The organism is Acinetobacter sp. 1207_04 (assembly GCF_052850415.1).
On sequence record NZ_VXCQ01000022.1, the window covers coordinates 21,708 to 39,274 of the forward strand.

General features: G+C 34.6%; 18 protein-coding genes. 2 read left to right on the forward strand and 16 right to left on the reverse strand.

The window, feature by feature from the left end; all coding sequences use genetic code 11:
- Positions 1-104: 104 nt before the first annotated feature.
- A complete protein-coding gene (locus FW754_RS15490; protein ID WP_446325149.1) occupies positions 105-581 on the reverse strand; it encodes a hypothetical protein in 477 nt (158 codons plus the stop codon).
- 322 nt (positions 582-903) lie between these two features.
- Between FW754_RS15490 and FW754_RS15495 the strand changes: the two genes are divergently transcribed.
- Together FW754_RS15495 and FW754_RS15500 are read left to right on the forward strand one after the other, a co-directional pair.
- The gene (locus FW754_RS15495; protein ID WP_446325150.1) at positions 904-1,137 is read left to right on the forward strand and encodes a hypothetical protein; all 234 of its coding nucleotides are present in this window, start codon (positions 904-906) and stop codon (positions 1,135-1,137) included.
- A 98-nt stretch (positions 1,138-1,235) separates the two neighbouring features.
- Positions 1,236-1,604: a hypothetical protein gene (locus FW754_RS15500; protein WP_446325151.1), complete on the forward strand. Its 369-nt coding sequence runs from the start codon at positions 1,236-1,238 to the stop codon at positions 1,602-1,604.
- Between the two features lie 36 nt (positions 1,605-1,640).
- Here FW754_RS15500 and FW754_RS15505 read toward each other — a convergent pair whose 3' ends face one another.
- The 15 genes from FW754_RS15505 to FW754_RS15575 form a co-directional block, all read right to left on the reverse strand.
- Positions 1,641-1,904: a Txe/YoeB family addiction module toxin gene (locus tag FW754_RS15505; protein ID WP_446325152.1), complete on the reverse strand. Its 264-nt coding sequence runs from the start codon at positions 1,902-1,904 to the stop codon at positions 1,641-1,643.
- A complete protein-coding gene (locus FW754_RS15510; RefSeq protein WP_048764935.1) occupies positions 1,888-2,151 on the reverse strand; it encodes a type II toxin-antitoxin system Phd/YefM family antitoxin in 264 nt (87 codons plus the stop codon). Before FW754_RS15510 ends, FW754_RS15505 begins: the two co-directional genes overlap by 17 nt.
- A 144-nt stretch (positions 2,152-2,295) precedes the next feature.
- Positions 2,296-2,694 carry a M15 family metallopeptidase gene (locus tag FW754_RS15515; protein ID WP_446325153.1) on the reverse strand — a complete coding sequence of 133 codons (399 nt, stop codon included), beginning with the start codon at positions 2,692-2,694 and terminating at the stop codon, positions 2,296-2,298.
- Between the two features lie 8 nt (positions 2,695-2,702).
- Positions 2,703-3,002, reverse strand: a complete 300-nt coding sequence (locus FW754_RS15520) for a hypothetical protein (RefSeq protein ID WP_446325154.1) — start codon at positions 3,000-3,002, stop codon at positions 2,703-2,705.
- Positions 3,003-3,012: 10 nt separating this feature from the next.
- Positions 3,013-5,637, reverse strand: a complete 2,625-nt coding sequence (locus FW754_RS15525) for a tail fiber domain-containing protein (RefSeq protein WP_446325155.1) — start codon at positions 5,635-5,637, stop codon at positions 3,013-3,015.
- Between the two features lie 68 nt (positions 5,638-5,705).
- The gene (gene terL / locus FW754_RS15530) at positions 5,706-7,358 is read right to left on the reverse strand and encodes a phage terminase large subunit (protein ID WP_446325156.1); all 1,653 of its coding nucleotides are present in this window, start codon (positions 7,356-7,358) and stop codon (positions 5,706-5,708) included.
- Positions 7,342-7,737: a hypothetical protein gene (locus FW754_RS15535; RefSeq protein ID WP_446325157.1), complete on the reverse strand. Its 396-nt coding sequence runs from the start codon at positions 7,735-7,737 to the stop codon at positions 7,342-7,344. Before FW754_RS15535 ends, terL begins: the two co-directional genes overlap by 17 nt.
- A gap of 20 nt (positions 7,738-7,757) precedes the next feature.
- A complete protein-coding gene (locus tag FW754_RS15540) occupies positions 7,758-8,165 on the reverse strand; it encodes a hypothetical protein (protein WP_446325158.1) in 408 nt (135 codons plus the stop codon).
- 52 nt (positions 8,166-8,217) lie between these two features.
- Positions 8,218-8,622, reverse strand: coding sequence for a hypothetical protein (locus tag FW754_RS15545; protein ID WP_446325159.1), 405 nt, complete (start codon positions 8,620-8,622; stop codon positions 8,218-8,220).
- 44 nt (positions 8,623-8,666) lie between these two features.
- Positions 8,667-11,225: a hypothetical protein gene (locus tag FW754_RS15550; RefSeq protein ID WP_446325160.1), complete on the reverse strand. Its 2,559-nt coding sequence runs from the start codon at positions 11,223-11,225 to the stop codon at positions 8,667-8,669.
- A gap of 18 nt (positions 11,226-11,243) precedes the next feature.
- A complete protein-coding gene (locus FW754_RS15555; protein WP_446325161.1) occupies positions 11,244-13,655 on the reverse strand; it encodes a hypothetical protein in 2,412 nt (803 codons plus the stop codon).
- Positions 13,656-13,671: 16 nt separating this feature from the next.
- Entirely contained in the window at positions 13,672-15,720 is a 2,049-nt protein-coding gene (locus FW754_RS15560; RefSeq protein WP_446325162.1) for a hypothetical protein, read from the reverse strand.
- Positions 15,721-15,722: 2 nt separating this feature from the next.
- Complete coding sequence (locus tag FW754_RS15565; RefSeq protein ID WP_446325163.1) at positions 15,723-16,283, reverse strand: hypothetical protein; 561 nt, start codon at positions 16,281-16,283, stop codon at positions 15,723-15,725.
- 33 nt (positions 16,284-16,316) lie between these two features.
- Positions 16,317-16,781, reverse strand: coding sequence for an N-acetyltransferase family protein (locus tag FW754_RS15570; RefSeq protein WP_446325164.1), 465 nt, complete (start codon positions 16,779-16,781; stop codon positions 16,317-16,319).
- Complete coding sequence (locus FW754_RS15575) at positions 16,781-17,407, reverse strand: hypothetical protein (RefSeq protein ID WP_446325165.1); 627 nt, start codon at positions 17,405-17,407, stop codon at positions 16,781-16,783. Before FW754_RS15575 ends, FW754_RS15570 begins: the two co-directional genes overlap by 1 nt.
- Between the last annotated feature and the right edge of the window lie 160 nt (positions 17,408-17,567).

The following is a 17,567-nucleotide window of genomic DNA, read 5'->3' on the forward strand; positions in this document are numbered from 1 at the left end:
TTTATGTTCCACAGTTTTTTAGAAAATTTGACAGCTTTTTGATACTTTATGCCAATCAATTTCAGCTAATTTAGTTTCATGCCCTTTTATATTGTAAAGTTATGTTATTTTTTATCCACATAGGTTTTAAGACTTTTTCTTTGCTCATTTAGTTCATCAAGCATTGTTTGGTTAATTCTTGAAACAGCATTATTTACAGCAAAATAGAGAGCTTCATCTTCGGAAGCTGAAGTTCTTGCTAATTTATAACCAAGATAGCTTTGATAGGTTCGGGAAGTCAGTCTTAGTCCTTGATCTTCAACTTCATTTGCTGAAAGTCGAGCAGTAGCAGTGGCAATAGCAATAGCAGTATCTTGAGAATATGCAATTGTTGTTTCTCCTTCAATATAGATACTAGCGTTAGCTGCTCTTAATTCTCGACAAAAGTTGTCATAATCATAAAATGATAATTCTTTATTATTTAGTAATTTAAGGATTCTTTGGTCAGCTTGGATATTCAAATCGCATTTATCTTTTGCAAATACTACTGCTGACATACTGAATAAGATTGGTATTAGACTAGCACAAATAATTTTATTCATTTTTAAGACCTAATTGACTGTTTATTTTTTTAATATATTACAGTATTGCTTAGATAATACTATCAATATAGGTGCTGCATTTCAGGTCGGACTCATTGTTTTTTTGATATTAATCGCTTTTCCCTGCTGTGATTACAGGGAAAAATTAATGCCAAGTTTGCAAGTATAAATTCAGAATAAATAATTTTATTAGTGCTTAAGCTGTATTTAGCCTAAGCAATTAAGAAATTTGATATGCCCAATGCTAAAATGACTTCTTTCAATATGTAATTTTATGCTTGTTATTGTTATATTAGTATCATTAAAACAAAGGCATATCGTTATGAATAATAAAATATTAAAAGATAAGGCTCATACATATCTTTTGGGAAGTTTGTCAGGAATACGTTCACAAATTGATAGAGGAAATAATCCTAAATACATTTTTGATGCATTGAGAGAAATTCAAATTCAAGCTGATTTTGCAAACTATTTAAGTCTAATTTCAGAAGATGAGTATTTAGAACTTAAAGAAAAATGGTATCACTATTCTGAATTGTTAAAAAATCTTTATTAGAATGAAAAGAATAGACTGATTAAAAATAACAAATGTTTAACTTGCCTTTTATATTAGGCTTCAAATAATATTCTGCTTTATGAAGTGGAGGGTTTGAAATGTTGTTTTATTTACTTGGTGATATTGAACGTCTTGTAGCAGAAGATGAAAATGAGTATAAATACGTTCGAGGTGATGGAGTATTGATGCAATCATCACCTGAAAACCCTTATGGTGATAATGAATTAGCTTCTCCTAGACCAGTTCATGACATTATGAATGCCTTGAGTGATGTTAGTTTTGCTGATTTATTAGTACTAATTGCGAATGATGAAACTAATTTTGATTACTATCCTTTGACATTGCAATCTTATCAAGATCCGACAACTGGTAATCTTGTAGCGTATGAACCACAAGAAAGAATAGATTTAAGAGTGCGTCTTACAGAATTGTTATCTAACCCTAATTTTCGATATGGGCAGATATAAAAAAGCCCCTACTTTTTAAGGTAAGAGCTTCTTCATTTATTCGTAGTGATAACGGCAAGATATTACTGTTATCGCTGCATCTGTAACGTCATAGACTAGTCGATTTTTTTCATCTATTCGTCTGCTCCATAACCCTGATAAATCACCGAGTAATGGTTCAGGTTTTCCAATGCCTTCAAAAGGCGTACGTTGACATTCCTTTATTAGGTTATTGATTCTCTTGAGAGTCTTTTTATCTTGGCTTTGCCAATATACATAATCATCCCAAGCTGAAGGGGTAAAGCTAGTCTTCCGTTTCATCTAAAAGTTCTCTTTCGATTGCTTTAGATGCACGAAACTCTGCAATTGATTTTGCAAGGTGTGCTGCATTCTTCGGAGAAGACATTAAATGCAATGTTTCCATTACACTGTTGTAATAGTCTTGACCCATTACAACGGCATGTTGACCTTCTTTGCGAGTAATAACAGCTACATCTGCATCATCAATAACTGTATCTAAAACGGATTTTAGATTGTTACGTGCATCAGTATATGTAAATACTTGCATGAAAACTCCATTATCTGCTAGGCGAGAGTTTTATAGAAAAATACAATTTCTTGTATATACTTAATGTACAGTATTCTGTACATGTAGTAAAGCCCCCTACTCGATTAAAAGTAAGGGCTGGAGTACAAACGAGAGCTTACTCCCTCATCGAGGGTACTGTTTGAATGGTAGTTGCCAATGTGGAGCATCTTTAAAAGATTTCCAATCCCCACCCCATTCAATCGGTATCTTAAGTTCTTTAGCAGCTTGTTTCATGGCTGTTTCAATGATGTAGTAGTATTTCCAATCCCAAGAAACGGTACCTTTCTTATCTACAATGATCCAAGCAGCGAGATCAATTGCATGACCTGTTAAATGTCTGCTGTTAATTGTTGTTGTTTTCTTTTCTTTTAAAAGTTGAGCTTGTCTTTCTTTAGTTCTAAGTCCTTCAGTTATTGTGAAATCGCATTCAGTGATTTCAATTGCACGTTTAACTACTTTTACTAGATCGGGATGTACACCATCCAATTTAGACAAGCTCTTTTGACTGAGCTTGTATGTCATTATTTTTCTTATTCTTTATTTAATTTTATATTTTTAATGTTTTTATTGAGTTTTCGTTTTAAATATTTGATAACTAATTCAGATCCTAAAGTTCCTAGCATTGCTGCTGCACCGACTACTGCAATAGTAGGTACAGAAGCCCAAATTAGGATTGATCCTGCCATTAAAGATGTAAAGCCGTTGAGAACAGCTTTAGCACCAATAACCTTCCAAGAGTCTTGATCTGAAGTTGCAATAGATTTAGCTAAATAGATAGTAAATCCAATACCAAATAAAAATACGGATAAGTAAATATCGCCTGTATTCATTATTTTCTTCTTAAATTGAAGCAAGAATAAACATGATGAGTTCTTCATAACGAACTGCATATCTATCCCCTGCTTCTATGCCTTTTATAGTTTTTGTTATAGCTTCAGTAATGATATTTCCTTCTTCATCGTATGTTTCAGGCTCAATTGTAATTATGTGGTCTTCTGTCGCTTCCCACGAATCATGGCAAATAAAGCCGTATTCTTTCCAATCTAAACCATGATCAGTCATGATTTGAACAATTTGTTGAGCTTTAACACCTACATGCCATCTAGCATCTGTTCCTTTTAGTTCGATTGCATCTTTAAATTTATAAATACAAATACTTGCTTTGATTTTTAAAGCAGCGGCTTTCTCTACTTCAGCCAATGATCGAAACTGTTCTTTATATCGTTCATCTGAAGTTTGGATAACAGAATTAGTTGAGTAAATATCACCCCATCTTTGAGTTGCAGTTCCAAGCTTCACAGACCCATCCGAATTAGATCGAACAGAAGGAGAACCACCAAAAACAGTATCTTTTTCTGCTGAATTCCAAATCATAGATTGAGTTGGATTATTGCTAATAACAAAGCCACCATTTGTCCCATTATTACTCATAAGTACAAGATCAGTGCCTGTAGAAACAAGCTTCGGTGTATAAATTTCTTGTTTTGCTCGAACTGTCCCTGCTGCCATAATGCTATTAAACATTTCAATGTGTTGTGGAATATTAATTGTAGAATCAGCCCAAATTTGTGGATCACCATTTGTAGTGATACGCATAAATAATTGTTTATTATGTGGTCTGCTACTCACTGAAAGAATTGGATTATATTCAGCAATATCTGACTCAACATTGAATCGACCAATTGCTTTGGTAATAATACGTGCGCCTGTACCCATGATACTTGGCTTAATTGAGTTAATTGGACTGATACCAAACATACCCAAATCGTAAGAGTAGTTTTCATATAAGCGATTACAAGCTTCTGCTGTTAAACCAAAAAACTCATTTCCTTGATTTTCGATCATGTGATTAGGATAAATTTTAGGTACATAGATGACTGAGCCGTTGCCTGTTGTATTTCCAACAAATTCAGCACTACCACCAAAAACTTTAAGCGTTTCACAACATTCTAATCTAAACATATAGTCACCACCGACTTGTCTAGGATTGAATATGTTGTATCGGGTATTTTGGTTATTTAAAGCTAAATCATTTCCTGCAAATTGGAAACCAACTATCGTACTCATAAAAATTGGATTAATAATTTCATTGTAATAAGCCCCTGCTGCTGAATTAGTAACAGGTGTGGTACGTGTTGGTTGTGCCTTAAATGCGACTGCTAAGTATTCCGCTGTATAGTTTTCAAGTTTACAGAAGCATGTTCCTCCTTTAATTTCAGGAGTTAATGAACCAAATAGCACACCTAGAACATTTGAAGTACTATTATCACCATGAATATGAAGACTTTTTATATGAACATGATTTCGATTTACGACAAAACAAGTAATACTACTAGCCGTTGGAATTATTTTTGAACCTGTAAAATCTACAGTGATTTTATTTTGTTCAGTAACGTAGGCTTCAGTACCTGTCATAATTACAGGAGATTTAAAATAATAAACTACACCTTCACGCCCCACTGAAATAGAGCCATTTACTTTCGTTTGTAGATAGTTAATTGCTTTTTGAATACCTACAGCATCATCAATAGAACGATCATTTCCGACCACACCAAAATCTTCAAATGTGAGTTTAGTATATTGTCTTTTCCAACGACCTGTTGTGATGTTTATAACTTTAAAGACTGTCCCACTGTTGTCTGCTTCTATGCTTGTTGCATCCCAATAGAACGTACCACCGCCTGTAGAGTTGTCACTGTAATAGCTACTGACTGTGACTAGCTCTTTATGTTTATTGCTTTTAGTTGTTCTTAACTCATCAATACTTTGTAAGTTTTTAACTACTTTTTGATTGAGTTGTCTTTGTGATTCACCTGATTCAGTGATAACAATATTATCTGTTACACCATCAAATATTGAAGGATTAGTATTGTTCATTCTTAACATGAAGTCTGTATAAGCTCTTGAAGAAAGAGCCACTTCATTGTCCCCATTTATACGTTTTACTATTTCTTGTTCTAATGATTTGAACAGCACACTAATATCAAAATCGTTGCTGTTAATTTGTTTTTGTAGGTTTTGATCGCCTAAGATTCTTTTTGAAATTTCTTGGGTTAATCTGAGTTCTAAAGCTTTATCACCGCTAATTCGATCTTGTATTTCTTTTGATAAACGTAAAGCTAACACACTATCTACATATCCAAGTTCTTGTAACTTTCTCCAAATTCGATCAATGTCATAATTTAAAGTTTCAGGTCTGAATGAATTGTTATAAGTAGCATAAGTAATAGATCGTTCAGCACTTGTAATGCGTTCTATTTCGATTATGCTGCCTTGACTTGGGGCTACATTAAACAAAATTGAATTAGTTGTATTGTCATATACATAACTATCTCTACTAACAAGTAAACTGTCTTCTTTTACTGTAAAGTTATCTTTTCCATCTACATAGAAAGAAAGCGTAAATGTTATATCTCCACCATTTGCCGTAAAGCTCTGATAAGGAATCTGATTTTCTACTGTCATTGTTATTTTTATACCTAATATTAGTATTTTTATTTTTGTTATATTGACTCTATTAATAGAGCTATTAATTAAAAATCTAGTTTCATTTCTGATACTTGATTTGATCTCATCCAGTTGTTGTTTTGGTTATAGCTTGGATAGTTGCTATGTCTACCGATTAAGATTGGCTCTGCTGATATAGCTCCTGCTAAAGCATCTATATAGTCATCTTTCTGATTAGTGATAGATGGATCATATAAGCGCATTTCTTTGACTTGTGGACTATCAGATCCATTCAGTTTTAATACAGATTCATGTGCATATAAAAAGCCTGAAAGTAGTGGAGCTTCTATCGCTTCTATGATCCTTTTGTTCTTATTTTGGGATTCATGTCTTTCTATGACACCACAATAAATATTACGTTTCTTGAGTACAGATCTCAGTATTGTTCCAACATGACCGCCTATTCCGTTACTTTCGATTATGATGTTAGGCAACTTAAATTCTTCTATAAGGTTAGCTAATTGCCACATTTGACCGCCTTCTATGAATTGACCTTGATCATCTGTCACAGCGACTTCACCAAGTAAAGCGATTGATCTATGCCAATATAAACGTCCTTGTTCGTCTTGAAGCACTAATGCAACAGCCGATACATCTGATTTAGTTTTACCTGAACTGGGATCTAATTTTAGAGTTGCTGAAGTAATACGTTTATCACCAAGCATCATCATGGTATGACCATTGGCTTGTTTCCAAGTTACTTCTTCTTTATAAGAAATGAGCCTATTAGGATCTAAGCGAATCTCATTGATTGCTTTATTGTGCATCTGGTATTGAGAATCCCATTCGCCAAGCGTTCCACATTCCTTTCTACGTTGTTCCATTGTTTCAGGTATGAATCTTTCACCCCATAAAGCATCTGAATAGCAGTCGATTAAGGTATGACGTTCTCTTAAATGAATAATGTAATCTGTGTCAGATTGAGTAATTGTATAGTCATCAAAGTCTTTTAAAAGCTTGGCATGTGTACTAATACCACTAAAAATATAGATCGGTTTAAATGTCGTTCTAATTTCTAGAGAGCCTGAAGTGAATCGAGCTTCTTTCTCAAAACATTTCAGAACTAAATGATCAGCTCCTGCTTCAATTAAAGCTGAATATAAACTTTCTTGAGTATGTGGCGTACCGACAAATAATCGTTGCCCTTTTGGAATAAGGATATGGATCTGTTCTGACAATCTATGTCTAAGCTTTTCCCTTGCTTCAGGCGTAGATGTGGTATCAGGTACTTCAGTATCATCATTAACAATCAGTGTTGCCCTTGCACCTGTCACGTTAGATAGGATACCTCTACAATGGATTGAACCATGCTTAACGTCTGTTGAGCCTTTCACCCACCATTTACGTGTTTCTCCACGTTCTTTTTGACAATTCCAAGCTAAAGGATTTTGTTCAAGCATCTGAGCTGTGCCACGACTTGTTTTATTGGAATCTGCATCTGTAGCCGATTGAGCTAAGATAAGTTCATCTTGATTTCTATAAAGTCTGTAGGCGTTATATATTTCGAGTAAGGTTGATTTACCGTGTCCTCTAGGCATCATAAGAACGCCTAAAGATCCAAAGTTATCTAGGAAGTCACATACAGTTAAATGAAAGTCTGGAACTGTCCATTTCTGTGTATGTGCAAAAACAAGATAAAATTCAGCAAACGAAGCCTTTTTATTAAGCTTCTTTGCCATCCTGTTTAGTACCCTTACGTTTAGACAAATCCTTTTTAGCTGAAGCTAATAATTTAGCTGCTAAAGCTTCTTGTCGTTTTTCTTCTTCTTCAGTTGTGTCTGTATTAGTTTGTTTTACTGTTAATAGTTGTTCGATACGTGCTGCAATAGCTAAGGTTTGATTAGCCGATTTATACAACCAAAAGGCATCGCCTCGACCTACTTTTGTTTCTTTATCACATCCGTTTGCACGTTCAACAAGGTCTACTGTATCAAGCAGTGTCATGTCTTGAACTCTTAAAAGCTCAGACTTATATTCTTCAATTTTGCTCATATTTATAATTATTATATTAGTTCTATTATTAGCTCTATTTGTTATTGTATTAAAAAAGCTACTCAAGTAGCCTTCATATAATTGTGTTAGTTATCCCAACCATTTTTACCTTCGATATATAACAGGACAGCTAAACCTTGACCGAATATACGTTCATTTGCTGCACCTTTACCACCGCCATCATAATAAACAGCATCTCCTGCTTCTGAGAGACTTATACTTTTATCTTGAGATAGACTAAAACCTTTATTTAAGCCATAGCCATCACCCTGTCGAGCTTGATCTTTTATATCAAAACCATGATAACGATAGTTATTTGGAATGGCTTGCCATTGTTTTGCTAAGGCTGTAAACGCATTACATTTTACATTACCTTTACATGCAGCAACTTTAGGTGCTGAAGATGGATTATTATAAACTTTCATCATTTCAGGTAAGCCAGCAAAACTTGAAGTACTAATTATGACGGAAAAGGCTAAAAGTAATTTTTTCATGTTTCTTATCTCTACAATATTAAAACGAATTAGTTCGATTAAAATTTAAAAATTAGTATGTATTCCATCCATTTCTTTGTTCGATGAATAGGAGTACAGCTAATCCTCTTGCATAAATGTATTTATCATTAGGGTTGGTATTTTTTCCATAAATAGCCTTTCCTGCTTTTAGTATTTTTTTAGAATGATCTCTATAAAGCCAGATTTCATCATCTAACTTTTTTCCTTCTCCTTGATCAGCATATTCTAATAACATTGGATAGTTATTTTTAATAGCTAATCTTAGACTTGGGTAGCTGTTTGCAAGACTAACAAATGCATTACAGTTAATATTCCCCTTACATCTTGGTATTTTTTCATTAATTTGAGGATTATTATATAAAGCCATAGTCTCTATCAAGGCAAATGAAGGTGTACTAATAGTCAATGCTAATAGTAATAAAAATATTTTTTTCATGCTAACTTCTTATAAAGTGGTACTTTTTATTTTATCATTATTTGTTATTTATCTATCATTTCAGGTATACGAATATTTTCATTATTCATGTCCCACCAAAAACTATTACCATACCCTTCTAGCCTACGTTGCTTTTTATCTCTGTAGTTTGAATCAGCTAAATCTTGCATTTCTGCTATTACAAGTCGATCAAATATCAAGCGTGTATACCATAGATTTTGGAAAGGAATATTATTCTTCACTGTATTGATTGCTTCAGCTCCATAGTTCGATTCACGTTCATCTAAGAACTGTTTACCACCTCCAGTAACCATTGTGCCTACAGATATTATATCTTTTGCAGCAGCAGGAATAATCCAATCTTTTAATGTTCGATCTGTTGGATCTGCACTTGCTGAAACTGCATCTGCTAAGAAGCTTGCTGAACCGCCTTTTACTATAGATTTAAGAAAAAAATCTACAGTTGTGGGATCTTCTAAATCTTTACCATTAGTCAGATTTTGGATCTGAGTAACAATAGCCCCCATAACAGTTGTATAAGCAAATAGTTTAGCGAGATATACAAACTTCTCTTGTGGTGTACCTTGAGCCATAGCTCTAGTCCATTGACGAGTCACCATAGCAAGCGGAAATTGTTTGAACTGAAAGAAGAAGCGAGTTAATTCATTACTCATTGTTCCACGTTCACGACCAAGCCCCATTATCGTTGTTTCTCTTGCACCGACTTCCAAAACTGAAGCATTCGTTTCAGTGTAAACATAGTTCATATATTTATTGGCTAATTGTTCTTTTAATTTATAAGCTTCATTAGCAAGTTGTTCAGGCGTGTAGCTATCACGTTTGAATTGGAAATGGGTAAGAATTACATCATCTGACAAACCGTATATATCTTTATTAGTGACAAGTTTTTCACCGCTAGGCGTTTCTGTTCTAGTGATGACTTTAAAAGCATTCCAATCAGCTTCTTTGATACCACCACCTTCAAGCATGTGTCTGTCTTTATCACCTAATTCAATCCATTTTTTATTTGTATTAAGACTAGATACATGGTGCATAAGTGAAACACCAAATGCTCTTTTAGCTGAAGCTGTAATATGGTTTAAGCCTGAGGCTCTAATCAAAGCATTGGCTATTTTTCTTGTTTTAGTATTGGCTGAAGCGAGCTTAGTTGAAGCTGATGCAATGTCATCATCGCCAAATCGAACTAAAGCATTACTCATTTCACGTACACCAAGCCCTATTGATATAGCAAAATCTCTGTCTTCTTTATTCTTAAACTGTTTTAAGTGTTGTCCAAAAACTTTGCTGTAAGCCATACCATGCATTTCTGAGTTGAGCTTTATTGTTGCTTGATCTGAAAATGCTGTAATAAAAGCTGAACCCATCTTGGTAGCTACAGTCCAACTTCTTAACATACCGCCCACTTGAGAAAGGTTATTGTCAATTGGAAGAGCTTGTCCTGACAATTCGTCATAATGACGTTCAGCTAATCTTGCCTGTTTCTGAATCTTTCTATGATCATTTATATATCTTGAATCCTGCATCATGTCATTGAGTAATGTATGAGCTAAATTCTTCACTGTCTTTTCAGGATTAGAACCGAAAGTTTGCATTAAGCCTATTTCGGTACTCATACGTCTAACATGGTTAGATAGTAAGTCGTGGAAGTTTACTTCACCAAATTCTTCTTGATACTTGACCCAATCATCTGCTGATTTAAAGTGTACTTCTCGTGTGTGTTGATGCAGATTTTGCATATTCACACCGACTGGAAATTCTGAAGCTGACTGTACGTTATGTATCTGAATTGCTTCTTTATTGTGACCTTCTGATCGAATCGTTTCATTCACAGCTCTGAGTACATCTTTGACTTCTGATTCATTCATTAATAAACCATTTTCATGTCGGTACTTAGAACGGTCTACCATCGGAAAGACATAATTGACCCATTCATCTTTAGATTTACTAATGACTTTGTAAAATGAATGAGATTGTGGAAGTCCAAAATTTGCAAGTTTAGCGATGTGACCGCCATAAATATTGTAGTGCTGTCTAAGCTGTTCAAGTACATCTGTCACAGACTTAGCCATAGCCGAGATTTCAGTATCACCTGAAGGCTTTCCGAATATCTCTTTAACCAACAATTTAACTTTATCGCCATCGAGTAAGAAGCCTAAATTTTTTTGAGTCTTTCCAAATACATCAGCTAAAGCACCCATGTAGCGTACTTCTATAGCCTGTATATTATGTTCTACGGATTGGATACCTGATTGATCAGTGAACATGACCAGTTTACGGTTAAGAGCTTCTAATGGATTGAGTTTTGAATGGGAAGTCAGTTCAGCCATTAAGTTTTCTCTAATTTGAAGATCATTGACCAGATTCGTGACTTCTTTAATATGTTGATTGGTATAGTTTTCTATAGCTCGATCGGCAATTGCTTCAGCTCTTTCTTCATCTGACATTGACTTCCATTTCTTAATATCTTCAGCAGGAAGTTCTTTGCTTGCTTTGATAAATTGTTGTTCTAATAAATCGGCTTCTATATCTGTTACTTTACGTCCTAGAACTGTTTCTACAGCACTTCTACATTGGTCTTTCATTCAATTCTCTTATTATTTTTATACTACGTTTTTCAATGCACATTTGGCTAATGTGGACATAGCTTGAGTCATCATTGTGATATTGTCTTGTTCTCTCTGAAGCTTGGCTTTCCATTGCGCTGCATTCAGATCTTCACCTGTACGTTTAGATGAAATAACGGTATTAGGGTTAGCTTCTAACTTGGCTATAGCTTCATGCCCTTTTGGGATCTGTGATAAATATCCATAATTATTCGTATCAAAAATACGATTAAGAGCTGTATCTAGTTCCTTATTGCCTTTATCGTTCACAAAATCAGATTTATTTAGTCGTCCTACGTGAATATTAGAAGTTTTTCCTGCACCATCTATCGTCCTAGACAAGTACGTGCCTCTATATTTAAGTTCTTGTACTGTATTTCCATGTTCATCTTTAAATGATCGGCTCATTTCTTTTCGATATTTACCTTCTTCAAACCTTTGAACTTCTTTCCAAGCCGTTGTATTTGAGTCGTCAGGTTTAAATTTTTTCTGATGTTCAGAACTGAATACATCATATTTAACTTTGACACCTTGTGCTGTATGTGGAACAGGTGTTGTGACTGAAGTATCCATTAAATCATCTAATATTTTAGATATGTCAGCATAATCATGAGGCGTTAATAGGTCTTTAGATTGGATTGGAGCTGTATCAAATTGATGTATGTCCATACTTTCAAAGATCGTCTGTAATGAGTCTTCATCTATAATTTTAGATCGGCTATCGAATGTTGCTAAATCAAAATCATCTACTTTCACATGAGGTACTGATTCATTCAAATCTGTTCTGTGAATCGTATCGTCTAAGCTGTCTAAATTTTTAGTCGGTATTGAAGCGTGTTCTGTTGTCGATTCATCTAAAACAGTGTGTGTAGAAGTGGGTTCACCATCCACCATATTTGAGTATTTATTGGCTGTTACTTCATGTGCTTTCCAATCAAAACTATCACCACTTCTTAACTTAGTCTGCCCTCTAGCCCATCCGATAATTGTACCTTTACCACCTAAAGCAGCTCTTGCTTCTTCATTACTTATATTCTTTTCATCAAGGAAGGATTGTTTCCATTTTGGATTAGCTTCAATCTCTTTTCTAAGAAATATAAACTGCTCTTTTAAAGCTTCATTGGTGCGTTTAAATGTTCCATCTGCATTGACTAAACCCTTAGCTTGCATGTGTGCATTTAAAGCAATTAAGCGACTCCCCTGCCAACTAAAAATACCTTTATTGGTTAATTTGTTTGCCTGATCAGAATGAGTACCAAACATTGTATTAAGGTTATAACCATTCTCACGACCTAACTCACCAACTAAAGCTCTAGCTTGAGAAGCTGTAAATCCTGCTTGTTGAGCAATGTGATATGTGTCTTTAACCCTTATCGTATGATCCTGAGATACATTAGATTTGATATTAAAATTAGATGGTATTGATTGTTTAGTAGTTGAGTCAGTATTTATTTTAGCTGTTTTATTAGAGCTATTATTGTTTTGAATATATGTCCTAACATCTTGAAGCGTTTTAAGTTGTCCACCTGTCGCTTCAGATATATTGATACGTTCACCTTTCATAATCTGATCTACTGCCTGATTAATATTGGCTTCATGTTGCATTATATCTGTCATGGTATTGGTATGAGTCGGACTACTTTGTAGGTCTGTATTTGCTATCGCTTGATCAACTGCATCATAAGCTTTTGCTTCAGCTTCATGGACTTGCGCTTGTGTAGCATGAGGATCTGATCTTAATCGTCCCAAAGTAAAGAAGGCTGATCCAATACTAAGATTCATTGCGATCATTGTCGGATCAGTCGCCATTTCTTTATACATCTGACCTTGCTTTTCATAACCTTTAGAGTTGAGATATGTACCTTCTAAATAAGTCATACCTTGTCCTGCAATTGTAGGAGCGATTACCGTTGCTCCAAAGTCAGTTAAAGGTTTTCTAAATACATTGGCTATTGGCAATCCTGCTAATACAGCGTTCGTTGCACCATAAATATTAGAAGCTATATCCGCTGTATCCTGATCGACACCCATTTGCTGAGTCAGTCTAGTATGTTCTGTTGAACGTGTACCAATACCAACTGCTCCTGCTACACCTAATGCTCCTAAAGGTGACCCGACTACCCCTGCTGATACAACTTCTGAAATACCTGAAGCGATATGCCCTGCTATACCTTGTCCTTTAGGTGTAAGAGCTTCATTAGCTTGATGCATACGTCTATCGCCAACTTCATCACCTTCAACTAATCGGCTGATACCATTTGATACGGATAGAACACCTTTTGCTGTTCCTGATACTGTACCTAAAACTATGTCTGAAGCTGTACCACTTTTATAGGGTTTAATGTCTGTTGCTTTTGATTGGTCAAAAGCTAAATCCTGATCTGTAATATCGTTGCTTAATATGCCCATATCATCCTTATTTTTATTAAATTTGTTTTGGAGGAATCGCTATAAAGTAGTCTTTTCCTGTTTTAGGATTTTTAAATACTTTGCCGTTTGGCTGAACAAACTCAAATAGATGGTTATAGCCTTGTTTACGTCTAATCGCATAGTCATCTATAACACCACTCATGTCATAAACGATACCTGTTTCTTTTCTAAATGTTGTTCTGAAATGATCTTCTAAATAATCTCTAAAACTCTCTTGAGAATAGCCATAAGGCATGAAGACAGAATTGGTATTCTTTCCAAATGACTGTTTATATGTTCCACCTGTTGCTATGTTAAATGCTCTTTTAGCTAAGTCTTTATTGATGAGAGGCTTACTATTTTCATCTACTTTTATTAGTGACGGGTCTCGTTTAGCAAGTCCGATATAAATTGAATAAGCCATGTGTCCATAAGCGGAATGTTCATTAGAACCTGATGCAACTGCATTTCCAAATTCAGATTGAATCTGATTATAGAAAACTTGTTCATTAGCAAGGAGCTTATCTTGTTGCCTATTAATGGATTCTTTCCCTTCTAGTGCTACATCTGCTGCTTGAATATTCGTCCCATTTAATCGGATACCCATTTTATTCAGGTTAGCAATACCAACATAATCATAAGCGTTCTTCTCCCCTGCAATCAGTGAGAAGTATTCTTTTTGAGCTTCTTTACTATCTCCTGCCATATTAGTCAGATCAGTAAGCATCGCTCGTTGTTTTTGTGGTGAAGCATCATGGTATCTATCACCAAACGCTTTACGTTCTGTTGTATTCCATTGGATAAGTGAGCCAACTCCACCATTCTTTGTCTTTTGATCTAACAACATTTGAGTTGTAATTTGAGCTTGTTTGAAATCAATATTACCTGTCCCAATCTGTTCAGGAGTGACTGTATACAACTTAGTTCCTGTCTGAGATTGAATCTGCCCTACTGGATCATTATTAGCCCTAGTTTTAGAAGCGTTCGATATACCTTGATACATGCTCAATTGCTTTTGAAGTAAAGATGCATCGGATTGTGGTGTATTTTCTAATTGAGTGGTCAGGTTTGAGATAGTACGTTCTTGTTCAAGTGGCGATAGTTTTCTAAACTTTTGAGCATCTTTATTTAGTGCTAAATCCTCTCTAACTTGAGCTTCATATTCAGTTCCTGTAACTTTTGCTAATACAGCATCTGTGCGTTCTGCTGAAATTGGATAACCTGTATAAGCATCTGTTCTCAAATCGTTAGCAAGTTGTTTAGCTTCATTGTTTACTTTAGTTTGAGCAATTTCATTAGCTTTATTAATACGGTCAATGGCTGAATCAATTTGTGCTTTATAAGCATCTCTAGTTTCAACTTTCATGTGAGGAAAAATACGATCTACATCATCTCTAACTTTAGTTAAACCTTCTACATCGGCTTTATTTTCTAAGGCATTAAGAACACCTTTTCCATCTGATAGATCTCGTCTTTGATTCCATTCTTCTAAGGATTTAGTACGTTGTTCAGGTGTGAGTACAGGATTACGTTCAATTGTATTTCTAATTAAGGCTAAAGCTTGTTCTCTATTCTCTATTTTAAGTGTTGCTTCACCAACTTGTTCAAAGTCTGCATTTATAGCTCGTTTTTCAACTTCATAAGCGAGTGGCTTAACATTGGCTTCAGAATCAAAATACATTTTTTCAGTGTAGTAGTTGAACTTATCATGTTTGATATTCGGTAAAGTTTGACGATAAGTTTCAGATAACTCATCTGACTTCTTTCTTAAATAAGCTTTAGCAGTACCTTCATTCAATTCACCTGTAATTAACTTATTCTTTGTGTCTGTGACTACGTCTGTATAGTCAGAGCCATACTTAGCAGCTTGGGTATTAAAGAAATATTCGTCTTTTTCATCTTGAATCTTCTGAGCTTCATTCAATTTAGTTGCTGATACTTGTTGCCCGATTTGTCCAATATTATTTATAGCTTGAGCGATATGCCCTGCACCTGTATCTAATACTCTTCCTGCTTGAGCTTGTGGCATAAGATTGCCAAAATTTCCCATTGGTATTTGTGCCAAAATTAAGCCCACCCTGAAGGATTTTGTTTTAATCTACTTGTATCCATTGCTAAAGCATTCGATGGAATTGAATTAATGGATTGAGTTGTTGTTTTACTAAACGTATTTTTAGGTAGATTACCAAATGCACTTAAAGCTGAAGACGCAGTATTTAGTACGCCTGATACCGTTGCATTCTTGGCTTGTAAGTTGAAGTTGTTAGCATCTATTTTATATTGATTAGACTGGTTCTTAGCGTTAAAGAAAGTTGTCCATGCATCTTGTGAAACATTTTTATTAATATCATCTTCAATTACATCTACAACTGTATTGTCAGCATTCAAATCTAATCCATTACTTGCCATTTGAGCTTGTGCTGCACTTGACTGTTTTCTTCCTAATGCTCTAATTCTTTCACTTTCGACTCTTCCCTGACTTTCTGCTAACTCTGCATTTTGCTCTGCTTGTTTAGATTGTGCCTTAGCCGATTGTCGAGCTGAATATGCACCATAAGCTGTCCCTGCAACGGCTAAAGCTGTAGATGCAATTTGAGCAATAGCCATTGCCCCTGCTGCTGCTGCCATATCGTTTTACCTCTATTTATTATTATTTTTGTGTTAGAGCTTCATTTCAAGAAACGAACCTGTATGTTCAAATCCCATTTTCTTGTAGAAGTTTATTGTTTTATCTGTGTCGATCTTGGTTGCTGTACCACACTGAATTACTGTAGCTCCTGCTTCTTTTGCCCATTCAATAAAGGCTTTGACAAGTAAGTAAGCTGACTTACCACCTCTATTGTTAGAGCTAACAAATAAACAATAATCAAAAGCCATAAGGCTTGTAGAACTAAACCATTCTTTAGTAATACCACCTACAAAACCACCTAATATTGTTCCTGATTCATCTTTGCAAACCAACACACATCCTTGTGATGGGTAGCAGATTAGATATTGAAGATGGGTTTTAACTGTTTCTATATCCATTGGACGTTGTGAGTATGTTTCTGATTCTTGCCAAAAGGTTGAAGCTAATTCTAATAGTGTTGGTACATCTGAAATCTTTGCATGTTCTATTGTATACATTATTCCTCTTTATATATATTTTCATAAAAAAAATCTAAATCTTCTGTACCAGAATAATGAAACCCTCCTCCCATTACTGAAGTTGCTTCAAGAAATCCTAAGCTTACTAATTCATAACTTAATAATTTAGATCTTTCCGCTCCTAGTGATTTTTTACCTTGAAATTCAGTTTTGACTATTTGATATTGATCATAACTATCCTTAATTTGTTCTAAAAGATAAGATGTTAATTTTGGTATAATATGTATATATTTTAGAAACTTAATTCTTTCTATCCTTTTTTTATCATATAAAATTGCCAATTTAGCAATCATTTTGGCATGTAGTTTTAAATAACTTTCTTCTATCGCATTAAGAATTTCCATACCCATTTCTATATTATTTTTATCTTTATATATCTTTAATATAGCACCCTCTTCTATTCTTTCACATTCTTCTACAAATATAAAAAATTGGGCTTCTCTCCTTTTAACGCCAATATTTTGATAAGCTGAACATCCTGCTTTAAGCACAGATACAATAGGAATAGCTTTCGCTATCTCTTCAAGAACCGAGTCCGTTACAGATAAATAAACACTTTTTCCCAAGTTTTCTGCTGTTGTCCCCAAAATTTCATTTTTTTTCATAATTATGGTCTTCTTCAATAAAAATAATATATTACCTTTCATTGAAATTATGTTCCATCACTACGGCTGTTATATGCAGTGGTAACGGTTCATCTTGGCTGATCTCTAATTTGAAGTCTTGAAAAGTATTCCATCCATTCATTTCAATTCGCTTATGCCC

Coding starts and splice junctions, on each gene's coding strand:
- FW754_RS15525 (WP_446325155.1), bottom strand. CDS start 5,637: ATGACAGTAGAAAATCAGATTCCTTATCAGAGCTTTACGGCAAATGGT.
- FW754_RS15550 (WP_446325160.1), bottom strand. CDS start 11,225: ATGAAAGACCAATGTAGAAGTGCTGTAGAAACAGTTCTAGGACGTAAA.
- FW754_RS15495 (WP_446325150.1), top strand. CDS start 904: ATGAATAATAAAATATTAAAAGATAAGGCTCATACATATCTTTTGGGA.
- FW754_RS15490 (WP_446325149.1), bottom strand. CDS start 581: ATGAATAAAATTATTTGTGCTAGTCTAATACCAATCTTATTCAGTATG.
- FW754_RS15510 (WP_048764935.1), bottom strand. CDS start 2,151: ATGCAAGTATTTACATATACTGATGCACGTAACAATCTAAAATCCGTT.
- FW754_RS15520 (WP_446325154.1), bottom strand. CDS start 3,002: ATGAATACAGGCGATATTTACTTATCCGTATTTTTATTTGGTATTGGA.
- FW754_RS15545 (WP_446325159.1), bottom strand. CDS start 8,622: ATGAAAAAAATATTTTTATTACTATTAGCATTGACTATTAGTACACCT.
- FW754_RS15575 (WP_446325165.1), bottom strand. CDS start 17,407: ATGAAAAAAAATGAAATTTTGGGGACAACAGCAGAAAACTTGGGAAAA.
- FW754_RS15570 (WP_446325164.1), bottom strand. CDS start 16,781: ATGTATACAATAGAACATGCAAAGATTTCAGATGTACCAACACTATTA.
- FW754_RS15500 (WP_446325151.1), top strand. CDS start 1,236: ATGTTGTTTTATTTACTTGGTGATATTGAACGTCTTGTAGCAGAAGAT.
- FW754_RS15540 (WP_446325158.1), bottom strand. CDS start 8,165: ATGAAAAAATTACTTTTAGCCTTTTCCGTCATAATTAGTACTTCAAGT.
- FW754_RS15505 (WP_446325152.1), bottom strand. CDS start 1,904: ATGAAACGGAAGACTAGCTTTACCCCTTCAGCTTGGGATGATTATGTA.
- terL (WP_446325156.1), bottom strand. CDS start 7,358: ATGGCAAAGAAGCTTAATAAAAAGGCTTCGTTTGCTGAATTTTATCTT.
- FW754_RS15515 (WP_446325153.1), bottom strand. CDS start 2,694: ATGACATACAAGCTCAGTCAAAAGAGCTTGTCTAAATTGGATGGTGTA.
- FW754_RS15555 (WP_446325161.1), bottom strand. CDS start 13,655: ATGGGCATATTAAGCAACGATATTACAGATCAGGATTTAGCTTTTGAC.
- FW754_RS15565 (WP_446325163.1), bottom strand. CDS start 16,283: ATGGCAGCAGCAGCAGGGGCAATGGCTATTGCTCAAATTGCATCTACA.